Here is a 15,407-nt window from a genome sequence, read left to right on the forward strand (position 1 = left end):
GGAGAGCAGATATGGATAAGGATGATATTAAAAGTAAGGAAGACGTACTTGCTCATCTCGGTGACGATTATGACCGTTATTTGGGTGCCATCGTGCCCCCTATTTTTCAAAACTCGCTGTTTACAAGGAAAACAATCAATCACGGGTATACGTATACGCGGGTTGCAAACCCAACGACGGAGATAGCCGAAATGAAAATCGCATCGCTCGAGGGTGGGGAGGAAGCACGTTGTTTCTCATCGGGAATGGCTGCTATAAGCGCTGCCCTGTCCTACTATCTGGAGAAAGATAGCCATGTGATTTGTCCTCGTGCGGCCTACGTGCCAGCGAAAGCTTTTCTAGAAACCTACATGAAGAAGTTCGGCTGTGAGGTTACGCTCGTATCAGGGGAAAGCATCGAAGAATTCGAGCAAGCCATCCGCCCTAATACGAAAGTTATATATTTGGAAAGTCCACTATCGAACATTTTCTCGCTCCAGGATCTGAAGGCCATCTCAGCGTTGGCGAAATCTTACGGGATTGCGACGATCATTGATAATACATGGGCGACGCCGCTTTATCAGAATCCCCTTGCCTATGGCATTGATCTCGTGGTTCACTCCGCATCGAAGTATTTGGGTGGACACAGCGATATTCTGGGTGGTGTCATCATAGGCAGCAAGCAGGTTCTGGAATCGATTACAAATAACGAAAGAAGTTTGTTTGGGGCTGTTATGGATCCCCACCAATCTTGGCTGCTCATCCGGAGCCTGCGCACTCTCTCGGTTCGGATGAGGCAGCATCAGGAGAATGGTAGGAAGGTCGCCGCTTTCCTTGAAGGCCATGCTCAAGTATCCGCTGTTTACTATCCAGGCTTGCCCAGCCATCCGCAATACGAGCTTGGGTGCAGGCAGATGTCCGGTTACTCCGGTTTGATGAGCTTCGTGCCTAAGGGCGATAAACAGCAGATTATGAAGATGATGAAAAGCTTGCGCTATTTTGAAGAAGGCCCAAGCTGGGGTGGTTTTGAGAGTCTCATCAATTCACCTGGTCTATGGGTCAACGAGGAGACATCCCTCCTAACAGGAATTCCGATCGGTCTAATGCGCATTTCAGTTGGACTGGAAAGTGCAGATTCGATTATCGAAGATCTAGATCGCGCATTGATCGGAATGACACGGTAGCCGTTAGGGGAACCGTCGATCGTGAATTGTACCAAGTATGAAGGGGACGAGTGTTAACGTGAGCTATGTACAGGACTGGCAGGCTGTTCAAGAGAAGATTCGGACGGAAGCTTGGGCGAAGAGCATCTATGACACCCTGCTGGAGACCACAGAGTGGTGGCTCCATCATTACGCAGATGATCCAGGGAGAATTACGGGATGGGGTCACAATTATTTCTGCGAAGCTTGCGGGAGCAGGATTGATTTCCAGAGGGAAGCGCCTCATGTGAACAGCTGCCGAAGCTGTGGCCACGCCAATAAGGGTGCCCGCTTTGATCAAGCATGGAATTATTTGTACCGAGATGAAGCGCATAAGCATGTATTTTACGCAGGGGTGCTGTACAGACTCACAGGCGATGATCGTTATCCGACCTACATCCGCAGCGTGCTGTCATTTTATTGTGATCATTATAAACAGCTCCAGGTAGATGTTCCGCCAGGCTATGTAGGCAAAATAGCCGGCATCGATCTCTGCGATGCGGTTGGCATGATTTGGCTGCTGCAGGGAATGGAGATGATTAAGGAGACGTTAAGCGCCGCAGAGCTGCGGCACTACAAAAGCAAGCTATTCGCCCCCCAAGTAGAGCTGCTCGACAGCCACTGTACGAGTATTCACAACATTTCGTGTTGGATGAAGGCAGCAGTGGGCATGACGGGGATGTTCTTCGGTGATCTCAGCTACGTTGAGAGAGCCTTGGAGGGACCTTTCGGCTTGCTGCGGCAATTGCAGGAAGGTGTAACTGCGGAAGGATTCTGGTACGAAGGTTCGTTTCACTATCATTTCTATTGCGTAGAACCGTTCACGTATTTCCTGTTGTTCGCCCGTATGTATGATGTGGCATGCATAGGAATGGATGAGATCGTTAAACGGATGTATGTGTTCCCAGCTGAGCTTGTGTTTGATAACGGTGTTTTCCCCAATCCGAATGACGGCTGGCCGAATATCGCGCTGACTCACTATGCGGGTCAGTACGAGTACGCGAATCGATTGTTTCCAGATCCAGCCTTCGAGTATGCACTTTCCAGATCTTACGAAGCGTACTACCGGCCAACGATGGCTTATGGAGGAATGATCGAGAATTCACCTGAGGGGTGGGTTCAGCGCCTCCTCTTCGGCAAAGGAAAATATGCTGGGGAAGAGATGCTCCGTGCAACGAAAAATTATCCTGCTTCGAATATTTGCTCGTTACGCGCAGGGAAAACGGCTTTATTTATGAAATACGGACTGAATACGAAGAGCCATGCACACCCTGATTTAATGAATATCGAGTTGTTCGACGCGGATTGCTTATGGTCTCACGATATTTCCTCGAATGGGTATGGTTCTTTCTTATTTCTAGAATGGCAACGGAAGACCATCGCTCATAATACGGTCATCGTCGATGGTGTCGATCAGATCTGTTCGGAGCTGGGAGTTGTCGAACAATTCGAACCGGAGAGGAACCGCATCCGAGCCAAAGCTAAAGATGTGTATCCTGGCGTCGATTATGTCCGCGAGATCCATCTTCAAGAAGGATACATCTCGGATACGTTTGAGGTCATCAGCGCAGACGAACATCAGACAGATTGGCTGTTTCACTGCCAAGGGAAGATGGAGACGGAGTTCGAAACGCAGCCATGTGCGCCCATCGGGAGTGAGTTTGGCTATCAGCACCTCATGAATCTACGTGTATGCACGACTAGTGATAGCTGGTCGATACGCTGGGTAATGGCAGAACGAACGTTAACGCTTCGGATGGAAGGGTGCGCGGGAACTGATATTTATGTATTCGAGGGGTACGAAGATACAACGGCTAAGAAACGGTCTGGTGTATTGGTAAGAAGGCACGGGTGTGGAGCAGTCTATCGTGCCGTTTACACGATAGAGTGAAAGTCATTTCTTCTTATGGGGGTAAACATCAATGGCGAAGAGAATTGAAGTGGACGTAACGGACTACAGCTTCCTTGAAGCTGCATCTTCGTATAGAGGCTCGCTGCTGCGACCGATAGATACCGCAAAATTGCTTAAGATGTGCTTCTGGTTAGAGTTCGAGCTGTCCCGAATGACGATGGGATGGGTCTCGTCTGTGCCAGACTGGGAACTGAAGGGGGAGCTTGTGCGATTGTCGTACCTGCACACGCAGCATATGGTCCATCTGCGTGAACGGATCAGCGAGTTGCCTGGCGCGGATATCAATGATAAAGCATGGACGCCGAGTGGCCTCCAAGAAGCTTGCCAGCGTATTACGCAAGCGGGAGGACTGATTGAATTTGCTGCGGGTTATAAGTTCATCGTTCAGAAACTTTATGAGCAGTATACCACATTTCATGAAACGCTCGATCCGATCCTGGACGGACCGACGTTTGATAAACTGCGATATATCGAGATAGATAAGGAACAGATGATTTCCTGGGGCATTCCTTACGTGAAGTTTGCTTATGTTGAAGATCAAGAGAAACGTGATGCGTATCATAGTTGGTTAGGTTATATCGATCAGGTATGGAAGGTGCTCGAACAATCATCGTCGAAGAAAAAGATCGATTGGCCAGACCATCCGGTTCTCGAGCCAGCGGGCCCGATTCCACTGAAGCCTGCTAACGATCCGAAGTATCCGCATGTCGATCTGACGAAATATAAAAGCGCGATGTTCGATCCGAAATCTCCCACTTACGACAGCTTGAAACATATGATCTTCATCAATGCCAGTGAAATGTCGGCAGTGGAAAGCCTGACCTATCTGTACTACGGCGTGCAGAAAATGCCAGTCGATTTCTACCTGGATGTAGCACGGCATACGTGGGATGAGGTCCGTCATAGTCAAATGGGGGTTCGACGGTTAAAGCAGATGGGCTATCGCACGGAGGATTTCTCTTGGCATCCATCCACAGCGCCGACGCCGGAAACGATGAAGCAGGTGTTTCCAGAGTTTTATTCCAGTTTGACCATGGTTATGGAGCCCTGTTCCTTCATTAAGAAACGGAAGTCGATTGCTGCCTTCATGAAGCACGGTGATCCCTTATCATCTATCCAATCCGAATATGATATCGCCGACGAGCGTCTTCATGTTGGATTCGGGCAGAAATGGGGTGCAAAGCTATTCGAGCATATGGAGGATTTCATCTCTGCACAGAATGCCGCTGAAACAGTCAAACAGATGCATCTTCGCAAAATGGGCTATAGCCAGGATGAGATTAACAAAGTGCTGCACAGCTTTCCAGAGTTCTGTGGATTTGCAACAATGGAACTCAATTACGATAAGTATTAATGCACGCAATCCATAGCCGATTACCGTGGAAAGGTTTATAATGCTAACAATACGTGCGTGAGCTGCTGGCTCACGCACTTGCCATTCCATCAGAATGCAGGTGAAGTGTTTGTCTACTGTCATTTCCAAATTTCTGAATTTGAAGCTGCGTACGAAGTTTCTGCTGTCCTTCACCGTTATGATCTTATTAACAGTGCTTATGATTAGCTTCGTTAATTACTACGTTTCTGTCAGCGTAATTAAACAGAATACGTCCGTTTATTCTCAATATTTAATTGAACAAATAGGGATTAACCTCGAAAAACGGACCAAGGACATCGAGGAGCATGTATTCCAACAATTCCGTAATTCCACGCTGAATACGACGCTAGGTATTTCCGAAGATGCAAGTGAATCTGATTTGTATATCAAAAATAAGGTCATTAGTGAGTTTATGAAAGATTTAGTATTTTCCAAAGATTATTATTTGTCGGTTATGGTCGTCGATACGGCAGGTAACCCCTACGGGTTCGAACGCAGTGCGACTCAAAACTACAACAAAGACCTGATGAACCTCGATATCGAGAAGATTAAAGATCAGCGTGGCCGCACTTCCTGGGTTCCGGGAAATAGCAACGTCATCTTCATGGAGAAGGCTGTATATGATGTCACGTCTAGCCGTTATGTGGGCATTATTATCGTTGGTGTGGACATTAATCTGATCGGCAGCATCTACACGAATGTGGACGAACTTACGAAGGGGAACATCGTCATCTTGAATGAGGGATTGGAACCGCTGATGTTTGACAGGCTTGTTTCCGAGCCGACCCGCTATTTCATCGAAAACAAGATGTACGCTCAGAAGCCCAGTCTCAATCAGGGTTTTCAATTTGAAGGGCAGACGTACATTTCCACTATAATTTCAACACCCTATGACAAGTGGATGATTATCCAAGTCATCGCTGTTAACGAATTAACACGTGGCACAGAAGTCATCAAATTATGGACATTAAGCACCATTCTCGTCTCGCTACTCCTAGCGTTCATCCTAGCGGTGATCATTTCTAGAAACATCACTGGAAACGTTCGACTGCTGCTCCAGAGCATGACCCACTTCTCTGTGGACTTCACCCATAAGGTCATCGTTCCCAGAAGCAGAGATGAAGTAGGGCTGCTAGCGGAGAAATTCAATTCGATGGCTCAGAAGATTAGCGAGTTAATCCATACCGTCTATGAGGAGAAGCTGCTTAAGCAAAAAGCGGAGTATCGCACGCTGCAGTTCGAATATAAAGCGCTGCAGGCCCAGATTGATCCCCATTTTCTCTATAATACATTGGAGTCGATTCATAGCTTAGCCAAGCTGCGTGGAGACGAACAAGTCAGTGAAATGATCTACCTTCTCGGAAAGCTGCTGCGAGAGAGTATCAGCAAGAAGGGGGATATTATCTACCTGCAGGAAGAAGTGGACTTCATTAGGAGTTATTTATCTATTCATCAAATCATCTATGGCAATAGAATAGAGGTCAATTATTATTTTGACACGAGCCTGATGGCATTTAGGGTTCCTAAGTTCATTCTGCAGCCACTCGTAGAAAACTCGATCAAGCATGGCATTGAAGAGAAGGTAGGTAAAGGAATTGTCAGTATCGGCTGCTGGATGAAGGAAGACGTTCTGTATCTTGAAGTATCCGATAACGGCGTAGGCATCGATGAAGAAACGAAGGAACACTTGCTCGACCCACCAGAGCACTCGAAACTGAAACAGAAGGATAAGCATACGAACGTCGGGATCATCAGTGTGCACAAACGGATTCAAATTTTATTTGGAGAAGCATATGGTTTAAGCATTATGAGTGAAATGGATCAGGGGACAACGATTCGGATTCGTCTTCCAATCCTAACGGAGGAGGGCTCCAGATGACATACAAAGTAGTGGTGATAGACGATAAGCCGCTGATCCGGCAAGCGATTGTGCAAACCATCGCCTGGGATAAGCTGAATTGCACCGTAGTCGGTCAAGCGGAGGATGGTATCGAGGGTAAACGTTTAATCAGGGAGCTGCAGCCAGATATTCTCGTGACGGACATCAAAATGCCCGGTTTAAGCGGGCTCGATTTAGCTGAAGAGATGAATACGGACTTTCCTTTGGCCAAAACAATTCTAATTACTGGCTATCAGGATTTTGAATATGCGAAGAGGGCTGTCCGACTCGGTGTATTTGATTTTATCGTCAAACCGATTAACTACGAAGAGCTAAGCCGAGTAATCGGGGGGGCTGTCGTAGAGATCGATAACAAGCGCAGAGAGAATGAGCACACGGTCAAGATTACATCGGCTTTCGTCGAGTTGGAGAAGCAGCATATTGATGCCATGCCCTCGCTTAGAAGCAAACTGATCGGTGATTTGATTACAGGAACAGACGATATGCAGGAACAGGTGAAGAAACTAGATATCCTGTACAGTCGATTCGTTGTGCAAATTGTCCGTACAGCTAATAGCAGGGATCCGTCTAGTGCAGCGAACACGGTCAAGGTTAAGCAGCAGATGCAGCTCCGTCTATCCGAACAAGCGCATGAGTTGACTGCGAAGCGTGATTTCTATGTTATTGAGTCCCTGCGGAATAACGATCTTATATTTGTAAGTCTGTTCCCGAGGGTATTGTCGCAGAGGGAGTTCAGAATGAAGCTGCAGAGCTTCTGCAATGAGTTTATTGATATAGCCCATGTGAGGGAGCGGGTTTCCTGTCATATCGCGGTTAGTTCCGTGTATAAATCACTTCTAGAGCTGCCGGAAGCTTTCCGGGAAGCTTCTTTGATTATGGATTCAAGCTTTTTCCGGATGGAGGAAAGTGTGTTATTCCCGGATCATAGCCAGCCAGAGAAGGAACTGGGGAAATATTCGATTATTCAGGATTTGGAGCAGTTCAACCAAATGTTGGAGGACAAATCCAGCGAAGATGTGATGGCTTATTTGGAGCGTTTTCTACAACAAATTACCGCCTATAGTGAAGGCAATATTCTTGTCGTGAAGGGCTTGCTCTCTGAAGTTTGTCTTGCGGTGGCACGCTACTATTTCCGTGTAACCGGCGATGAGTTCGGTCTTGGTAAAAGCATCGACCAAATTCTCGAGGATGTATACCGGCTGACGAGTATGAAGGAAGCTTCTACCTACCTCACAACGTTTATTGGGACAGTCAAAAAGAAGCTTGAAGGCGGGGAAAAGGTGTATTCCCTTGTTGTCAAAAAGGTTATCGATTATATCAACAGTCATATCGCTGATACCATTAACTTGACGTCAACCGCGGAACATTTTGGTCTGAGTTCGAGTTATCTGAGCAGGTTGCTGCGTACAGAAACCGGTATTAATTTCGTAGACCTTGTCTCTAAGGCTCGAATTGAAACCGCCAAGCGTCTGCTGATGGATCCCAAAAATAAGGTAAATGAAGTCGGCGAAATGGTAGGGTATAAGGAATACGCTTATTTCTATCAGGTTTTCAAGAGGCTTGAAGGTCAGTCACCMAAAGAATATAAGAACAGAGGTAAAGAAATCTAATAAAAAGGTAAGATTCTCGTATGTAAACTGCTGGACGTGTGCGATACATTATGGTTATAAGCACTTTATAGTGCGTACTAGGAGGTGCTTACCGTGACTATCGCGCAAATACAGCGGCAAGAGATAGAGATCTTGATTCATAAAGTCATTAGCGGAATGAAAAATCTGGAGGCAACGATCCAGGAAGACACGCCAATCAGCATCATTACGATGGATAAATGGGATTGGTCCCAGGGAGTCGGCTTGTTCTCTCTATATTTGTATTACAAGGAAACCCAGAATCGTGATGTGTTTACGTATTTAACCGATTGGTTCGACAGTCGGATTCGTGAGGGGCTGCCACCGAAGAATGTCAATACGATGTGTCCGCTGCTGACACTAAGCTACCTGTACGAGGAAACGCGTAATCCAGAGTATCTACGGATATGTGAAGAGTGGGTTAGTTATGCGGCAGATGAGATGCCCCGCACGCCTGAGTTTGGGATCACGCACGAGACGATCGATAACGCGAACGAAGGCGAGTTGTGGGACGATACGCTCTATATGACGGCGCTGTTCATGGGCCGGATGGGCATTTTGTTGACCAAGGATCACTATGTACAAGAAAGTATCCGTCAATTCCTCGTCCATCTGAAGTATTTGACGGACAAGAAAACGGGACTGTTTTTCCATGGCTGGAGTTTCATGGAGGGTCATAATTTCGCGGAAGCGCTCTGGGGTCGCGGTAATGCGTGGTACACGGCTGGGTTGGTCGACTACTTAGATATCGTCAAGATACCGCTAGGTGTGGAAGTATTCTTGCTTTCTTCGCTAGAACGTCAGATTCAGAAGCTGACTGAGCTGCAAAGACCGAGCGGGATGTGGACGACATTGCTGAACGATCCGACATCCTACGAGGAGACCTCAGCAACTGCAGGTTTTGCATACGGCATTCTAAAGGCAGTTCGCAAAGGCTATATCAGCGAAGTTTACAAAGAAGTCGGGTTGAAGGCATTGCAGGCGGTCATGAATAAGGTTGACGTAAAAGGAGCCGTTCACGGCGTATCTTACGGTACGCGCATGGGGCGTACGCTACAGTTCTATCGCGAAATCCCGATATGTCCGATGCCCTATGGGCAATCGATGACATTGCTGATGTTGGTGGAAAGCCTTCATCATGTCGACTAACCGTTGGAAGCGAATGTGGGAAGGTGGGAGGTAAACCTATGATTATTGGGAACGAAATCCACAAATATCGGGATGCAATCACGGCTGGTATTTCTGAACTCGTACAAATAAGAAGCGTCATGGCCACCCCAGAGCCGGGAAAACCGTTCGGGGCTGGCGTTGATCGTGCTTTGCAATATATGCTCAGCCTGGCTGAATCGTTAGGGTTCGAAGTGACTAATGTGGACGGGTATGCAGGTCATGCCGAATACGGACAAGGCGAGGAGATCGCTGCCGTGCTTGTTCATCTGGATACAGTAGAAGAAGGAGAGGGATGGACGTTCCCGGCGTTTGGCGGCGTCATTGAGAATGGCAAGATCATCGGAAGAGGTGCATCCGATAACAAAGGACCAGCCGTAGTTGCTCTCTATGCGCTGAAAACGCTGATGGATCTAGGCATTACCGGCAATCGCCGTCTCCGATTGATCTTTGGTACGAATGAGGAGAGTGGCATGAAAGACCTCGACTACTATTTCGAGAGGGAACAGCTTCCAGCAATGGCATTTGCGCCTGATGCTGGCTACCCAATTTTCAATGTGGAAATGGGCAGTATGAACGTGGTGTTCTCCAGTGAACAAGAATTGTCTTCCACGAAACCGCAGCTGACGATCTTGTCTCTGAAGGGTGGTAATATGCTTACACTCATTCCGGAGAAGTGCACGGCGTCGCTTTCTCTGGCGCAGCTTACCGATAGCCAGGTGGCAAATTTTCACGCTGCGATCAACATTCAGGCGAATATGTCGGTCGCATACGACGAGGATGGCGGTTTGGTGTTAACAGCAGGAAGCGAGTTTCTGGCTGACAGTCCAACAGGATCGCGAAATGCCATCGCAAACATGGTTGCTTACCTAAGTGGACAAGGACTGACTACCAATTGGGACAGCCTCTTGCACTTCCTCAATAGTAAGATAGGCGCGGAGAAAGGCGGGCAGTCGCTCGGTATCGCTTGTAGCGATAGCTTCTCAGGCGCACTGGTCGTATATTTGCGCACCATTTCCTGTGATCTCCATCGTGCGGAAGCACTGTGTAATATTCGGTATCCAGTCAGCCATGACGGCGCTGGTATATTATCTGCGGTTGACGGTCTAGCGGGCAAGAATGGCATCCATATTGAGTTGACGCGACATCTACTTCCCGTTTATGTACCAGAGAGCCATCCGGTCATTGTCCGGTTAAGCCGCGCTTACAAGAAAATCACCGGAGATGAAGCCGTGCTGCTGCGTATGGGCGCTGGCACCTATGCCCGTAAAATGCGGAACAATGGTGTCGCATTCGGTGCGGGGCTACCTGGGGGCGTCGACACCCATGTACATCAAGCAGACGAATTCATCTTTATTGACGATATGATGCAGCATGCCGAAATCTGCTTACAGGGCATGTACGAATTATTGATCGATTGACCGAGAGTAAGAGATATAAAGATGAAGTAAAGAAAACTAATAAAAAGTAAAATTTCTAGCATGTCAATCAGTTTCACAAGCGAGTACACTTGCAACATACCTAGAAGAATAGGCTGTGCAGCGAATTATTTTAACTGTATAGAAAACGCTTTCAATTAAGGGGTTTCGTATTTGGAGAAAGGAGCAAGGGTATGGAAGTACAATCACATAAACGCCATGTAATTGCACAGACGGACAGTAAACCAAGAAACGCTTTTACCAAAGAGCTGTTCAAAAATTACGATTTGTACTTACTGCTTGTCCCAGGCATTATCTTCTTCTTTGTTTTTTGTTATATTCCGATGTTCGGGCTTGTCGTTGCTTTTAAGGATTATAACATCTTCAAAGGGATCTTCGATTCGGATTGGATAGGGCTGCACCATTTCAAAGAGATGCTACAGATTCAGGATTTCTATCGGATCGTCCGCAATACCCTGCTGCTTAATGTTCTAGGCCTTATTGTTGGATTTCCAGCACCGATTATTCTGGCGCTAATGCTGAATGAAATCAGGGCGAAATATTTCAAGAAAATATCGCAATCGCTTCTGTATTTGCCACACTTTATGTCTTGGGTCATCATGGGCGGGATTATTTATAATCTGCTTTCCCCAAAATATGGGATTGTCAATAGTATGATGAGATTCCTTGGGATGGAAGAGATCTATTTCATGATCGAGGAGACCTGGTGGGTCATCATCTACACATTGTCCAGCGTATGGGCAGGAGCGGGATGGGGAACGATTATTTATCTTGCAGCGATGACGATGATCGATCCTTCTTTGTACGAAGCAGCTGTTATGGATGGTGCAGGCAGATGGAAAAAAATCGTACATATTACGCTGCCAGGAATTATGCCGACTGTGATTATCCTGTTGATCCTCAATATCGGTCATATGGTATCCATCGGTTTCGAGCATCCTTTTGCCTTGCAGAATCCTGTTGTTACGAATATTTCGGAGGTCATTAGCACATACGTGTACTCCTCGGGGATTAAACAGGGGCAATTCGGAATTACGACGGCCATCGGAATGTCGCAATCGATTATTAATCTTATTCTTGTGCTTGGTGCGAATTATTTTGCCAAGCGTCTGGGTAAAGAAGGACTTTGGTAAAATTCGAATGAGTAGGAGAGTAGAGATATGGCGGCTACTGCACACAAACATGGAAATAGACGCAGCTTATTCGGCAAGTACTCGGGATGGGATGTAAGTTTTAACATTTTTAATTATACCCTGCTGATCCTATTTACTTTCATATGTATATTTCCCTTCATTAATACGTTAGCTAATGCCTTCAGCAGCAGCCACGCCATACAGACGGGTAAAGTTGTGCTTTGGCCTGTCGAATTTCAGCTTGATGCGATGAAATCGGTCGTCACAGATTCCAATATCATCAGATCGTTAGGGGTAACCATCTATATTACGGTGGTCGGTACTGCTCTTAACATGCTATTCTCGATTACAACGGCTTATCCTCTCTCCAGGAAGGACTTGAAGGGACGCAAATATTTTATGAATTTCATGATTGTGACCATGGTTTTCAGCGGCGGTATGATTCCCAGCTACTTGTTGATCAAGTCGCTAGGGCTGTTGAACAGCTTATGGGCGTTGATGCTACCAGGATTAATCAGCGCGTTTAACGTTATTATCATGAAATCCTTTTTTCAGGATCTCCCTGAAGAGCTGCGTGAGGCGGCCGTCATGGACGGCTGTGGCAATTTGCGTTACTTAGCACAGGTCGTGCTTCCCCTATCCGGTGCCGTATTGGCAACGATAAGCCTGTTTTATGCGGTTGGCCATTGGAACGCCTATTTTGCAGCCGTCCTGTACATCGACGATTCGGCGCTCTATACGTTACAGGTGAAACTGAGGAACATACTGCTGCTTGCCCAGATGGATACTTCATTGGAAACGATGCAATCGTTGGATAATCTCAACGTCATTGAGGAGTCACTGAAGGGAGCTACGATTGTCTTCGCCACGGTTCCGATTCTGATCGTATACCCTTTCCTGCAAAAGTATTTTGTGAAGGGGTCGTTCCTCGGATCAGTTAAAGGATGAAGAACAAAGGTGAATAACAAAAAAACTATCAAAATGTCAAATTTATAGAATAGAAACGCCGAATGAAAGCGCCTATATTTACAATGCAAGCGCTTAAGTTACATGCATTCCCAACCAGATATGGGTGAAATCCCAGTTCAACGAGTAGGCCTGAAATTTCATACTAGGGAGGAAGCGTTATGGTAAAGGTACTTAAAAAAGGGGTATTAGGAAGTATGGCTGTTATGCTCATGCTTTCGGGTTTCTTGGTTGCTTGCTCCAACAAAGATGAGGGCGGAAGCACAGCAACAACTTCACCTAGTGGCAGTAACACAACAACACCAAGCAAGGAACCTGAAAAACCAGCCAAAATCCGTGTCACATTGTGGGACCGCGCGAATGCGCCAGAGGGGCAAAACCTAGGCAATAACCCGATTATTAAATATGTTATTGATGAAACGAAGAAGGTAGGTCTCGACGTGGAATTCGTCTCCCTGCCTAGAGCGCAGGAATCGGAGAAACTGAACGTATGGATGGCTTCCGGTGAAGCACCTGACATTATTCTAACCTACTCCATGGATACGATCTTCAAATACGCGGAACAAGGCGGATTATGGGAGCTGGATTCCTATCTAGCCAAGTATCCAGACTTGATTAAGAATAACAAACTAGCGCTTGACCAAGTGGGCATGTACAAAGGTAAAAGGTATGCGATTCCTGCCCTGAAGGCGAACACATACTCCGGCCCCAACATGAAAATTCGTAAAGACTGGCTTGATGCGCTAGGGATGAAGAATCCGACTACGAACGAAGAATTATATCAGGTACTGAAAGCCTTTAAAGAGAAAGACCCGGGCAACGTAGGGAAAGACAAAGTAATCCCATGGGCGCTTCCTGCCATCAACCAATCTATGAAAGCATTCTACTATGGTCCGATGTTTGGCTTCGGCGTCAATATGGACGGCCCGAGTAACCAGTTCTATGCACCAGATGGCAACTATAAGAATGGTGTCTTCACCTCTTCCGTTGCTACACCTGAAGGTAAAGCCTATTACCAATGGATGAACAAAGTGTACAAAGAGGGGCTGATTTCCAAGGAATTTGTCACGGATGTGAACTCTCAGCAGTTTACGCAACAGGTTAATAGTGGTGTTGCTGGCTTCGTAGATTCCAATGACACACCGTGGAACCTGAATGTGGCCACACGCAAATCGGTCCCAACAGCCAATTGGGTACCTGTAGAACCCTTTAAACGTCCGGACGGAACTCAGCTTATGTCAAAGGTATCGGATTTCTCTATGCTTGTCGCAGTTCCGAAATCCAGCAAGAATCCGGATGCTGTCTTGAAGTATCTGAACTGGATGGTTCAACCGAAGAACCTTGCGACCGTACAAAGCGGAATTGAGGGAGTGAACTGGAAGGATGACGGTGGCGTTAAAGTCCAGATTGATCCTGAACTGAATAAGAAAACTACATGGGTATCTCTGGCGGGAGACCTTGCTATTGTTCAACAAGGGGGACCCGCATTAAACAAAGAACAACTCATTAAGTCAGTAGCCCTTTCACTTCCGGATGAGAAGCAGCGAGAAGAGTATGCCAATTCATTCGTAACCTATTATGATATTTTCAAGAAATTCGGCAAACCGAACACGGTGATCGACTCACCACGACCTGTAGCTCAGAAGACCGTTGCAACCATCGAGAAGAGCCTGTATGAAGGGGTTTCCAAAGTGATTATTTCTACGGATTTCGAGAAGACGTATGCGGAGATGCTTGGCGCATGGGAAAGAGCCGGAGGAAAAGATTACGACAAAGAGATTAGCGAAGCTTATAAAACGATGAAGAAGTAACGAGGTTGCATGCAGGGGAGCGAACAGATTTCTGGTTCGCTCCTTTTGTTTTTACAAACTGCTGTTAATGTGTCTGCCAAATAATATGCCCGGATGAATGATGGACTATTCGGGTTTGGGCAAATGCAGAAGCTCAGCGAGCTGTGCAGCCAAGAATACTGGCGTGTAGGGCAAATCATTGCGGAGCCAGAAGACAATCGTACCAATGATGGCAGAGGAGCCGTACCAGATTGCGATATCTTTCTGGACGTTCAAAGTGGAGGATGTTTCCAACTTGTCTATGCGACTAGTGATATAGTCAGAGATGAGCTTCATGAGTCGTTCTGTGAACACGGGAATCCGCTTGGAAGCTAGCAAGATCTTGTAAAATTTCGAGTTCACCGCGATATGTTCGAGTATGTTGATGATGATCTGCATGTTAAAACCTTTCAAGTTCGGAGCTTCATGCAAAATCTCATGGATTTCATGGATCATCTCATCTGCTAACTTATCAATCATATCTGGAATATCTCGATAATGAAGATAGAAGGTGACGCGATTGATCGTCGCTCGCTCCGCAATGCGATTCACGGTTATTTTCTCAACTTCAAGCTCTTGAAGTAATTCAATGAATGCTTCTCGGATCAAAAGCCTCGTACGAAGCACACGAGGATCAGTTCGTTGTACTTTTGTTGACATAATTAAACACTTCCTTCTTACCTAAGGATAGACGACAATTCCTGCAATATTTGTGGATTATGTATAGAGTAGACGACACATTAATAAAAAACTGTTAACTAATAAACATTTATAAAAAAGCTGTTGCTTGTGAACATAAGGATTGATGACTATAATACTATTTACATCGAGTTTATTATACAACACATTGTCAATTAGTTAGAAATTGAATTTGAAA

At 46.3% G+C, this 15,407-nt stretch carries 11 protein-coding genes; 10 read left to right on the top strand and 1 reads right to left on the bottom strand.

The features are described from left to right. Positions 1-11 precede the first annotated feature (11 nt). From AC1DLM_RS24530 to AC1DLM_RS24575, 10 genes are all read left to right on the top strand, one after another. Positions 12-1,163, top strand: a complete 1,152-nt coding sequence (locus AC1DLM_RS24530; RefSeq protein ID WP_477571428.1) for a trans-sulfuration enzyme family protein — start codon at positions 12-14, stop codon at positions 1,161-1,163. Positions 1,164-1,221: 58 nt separating this feature from the next. Next, positions 1,222-3,072, top strand: coding sequence for a heparinase II/III domain-containing protein (locus AC1DLM_RS24535; protein ID WP_477571429.1), 1,851 nt, complete (start codon positions 1,222-1,224; stop codon positions 3,070-3,072). 31 nt (positions 3,073-3,103) lie between these two features. Continuing rightward, positions 3,104-4,447, top strand: a complete 1,344-nt coding sequence (locus AC1DLM_RS24540; protein ID WP_441991477.1) for a DUF455 family protein — start codon at positions 3,104-3,106, stop codon at positions 4,445-4,447. A 109-nt stretch (positions 4,448-4,556) separates the two neighbouring features. Further along, positions 4,557-6,347, top strand: a complete 1,791-nt coding sequence (locus tag AC1DLM_RS24545) for a sensor histidine kinase (protein ID WP_477571430.1) — start codon at positions 4,557-4,559, stop codon at positions 6,345-6,347. Continuing rightward, positions 6,344-7,978, top strand: a complete 1,635-nt coding sequence (locus AC1DLM_RS24550; RefSeq protein WP_477571431.1) for a response regulator transcription factor — start codon at positions 6,344-6,346, stop codon at positions 7,976-7,978. Before AC1DLM_RS24545 ends, AC1DLM_RS24550 begins: the two co-directional genes overlap by 4 nt. A gap of 93 nt (positions 7,979-8,071) precedes the next feature. Continuing rightward, entirely contained in the window at positions 8,072-9,145 is a 1,074-nt protein-coding gene (gene bglB / locus AC1DLM_RS24555; RefSeq protein ID WP_441991474.1) for a beta-galactosidase BglB, read from the top strand. Between the two features lie 38 nt (positions 9,146-9,183). After that, complete coding sequence (locus tag AC1DLM_RS24560) at positions 9,184-10,584, top strand: Sapep family Mn(2+)-dependent dipeptidase (RefSeq protein ID WP_477571432.1); 1,401 nt, start codon at positions 9,184-9,186, stop codon at positions 10,582-10,584. A gap of 191 nt (positions 10,585-10,775) precedes the next feature. After that, on the top strand, positions 10,776-11,735 hold the full coding sequence (locus AC1DLM_RS24565) for an ABC transporter permease (RefSeq protein WP_441991472.1): 960 nt from the start codon (positions 10,776-10,778) through the stop codon (positions 11,733-11,735). A gap of 27 nt (positions 11,736-11,762) precedes the next feature. After that, a complete protein-coding gene (locus AC1DLM_RS24570; protein ID WP_171638509.1) occupies positions 11,763-12,683 on the top strand; it encodes a carbohydrate ABC transporter permease in 921 nt (306 codons plus the stop codon). Between the two features lie 179 nt (positions 12,684-12,862). Continuing rightward, complete coding sequence (locus AC1DLM_RS24575; RefSeq protein WP_477571433.1) at positions 12,863-14,512, top strand: extracellular solute-binding protein; 1,650 nt, start codon at positions 12,863-12,865, stop codon at positions 14,510-14,512. A gap of 105 nt (positions 14,513-14,617) precedes the next feature. Here the strand turns inward: AC1DLM_RS24575 and AC1DLM_RS24580 are convergent, their stop codons facing one another. Beyond that, a complete protein-coding gene (locus AC1DLM_RS24580; RefSeq protein WP_477571434.1) occupies positions 14,618-15,190 on the bottom strand; it encodes a TetR/AcrR family transcriptional regulator in 573 nt (190 codons plus the stop codon). Between the last annotated feature and the right edge of the window lie 217 nt (positions 15,191-15,407).

Source organism: Paenibacillus sp. 01T442 (assembly GCF_056398345.1).

Coding starts and splice junctions, on each gene's coding strand:
- AC1DLM_RS24575 (WP_477571433.1), top strand. CDS start 12,863: ATGGTAAAGGTACTTAAAAAAGGGGTATTAGGAAGTATGGCTGTTATG.
- AC1DLM_RS24540 (WP_441991477.1), top strand. CDS start 3,104: ATGGCGAAGAGAATTGAAGTGGACGTAACGGACTACAGCTTCCTTGAA.
- AC1DLM_RS24570 (WP_171638509.1), top strand. CDS start 11,763: ATGGCGGCTACTGCACACAAACATGGAAATAGACGCAGCTTATTCGGC.
- AC1DLM_RS24565 (WP_441991472.1), top strand. CDS start 10,776: ATGGAAGTACAATCACATAAACGCCATGTAATTGCACAGACGGACAGT.
- AC1DLM_RS24560 (WP_477571432.1), top strand. CDS start 9,184: ATGATTATTGGGAACGAAATCCACAAATATCGGGATGCAATCACGGCT.
- AC1DLM_RS24530 (WP_477571428.1), top strand. CDS start 12: ATGGATAAGGATGATATTAAAAGTAAGGAAGACGTACTTGCTCATCTC.
- AC1DLM_RS24580 (WP_477571434.1), bottom strand. CDS start 15,190: ATGTCAACAAAAGTACAACGAACTGATCCTCGTGTGCTTCGTACGAGG.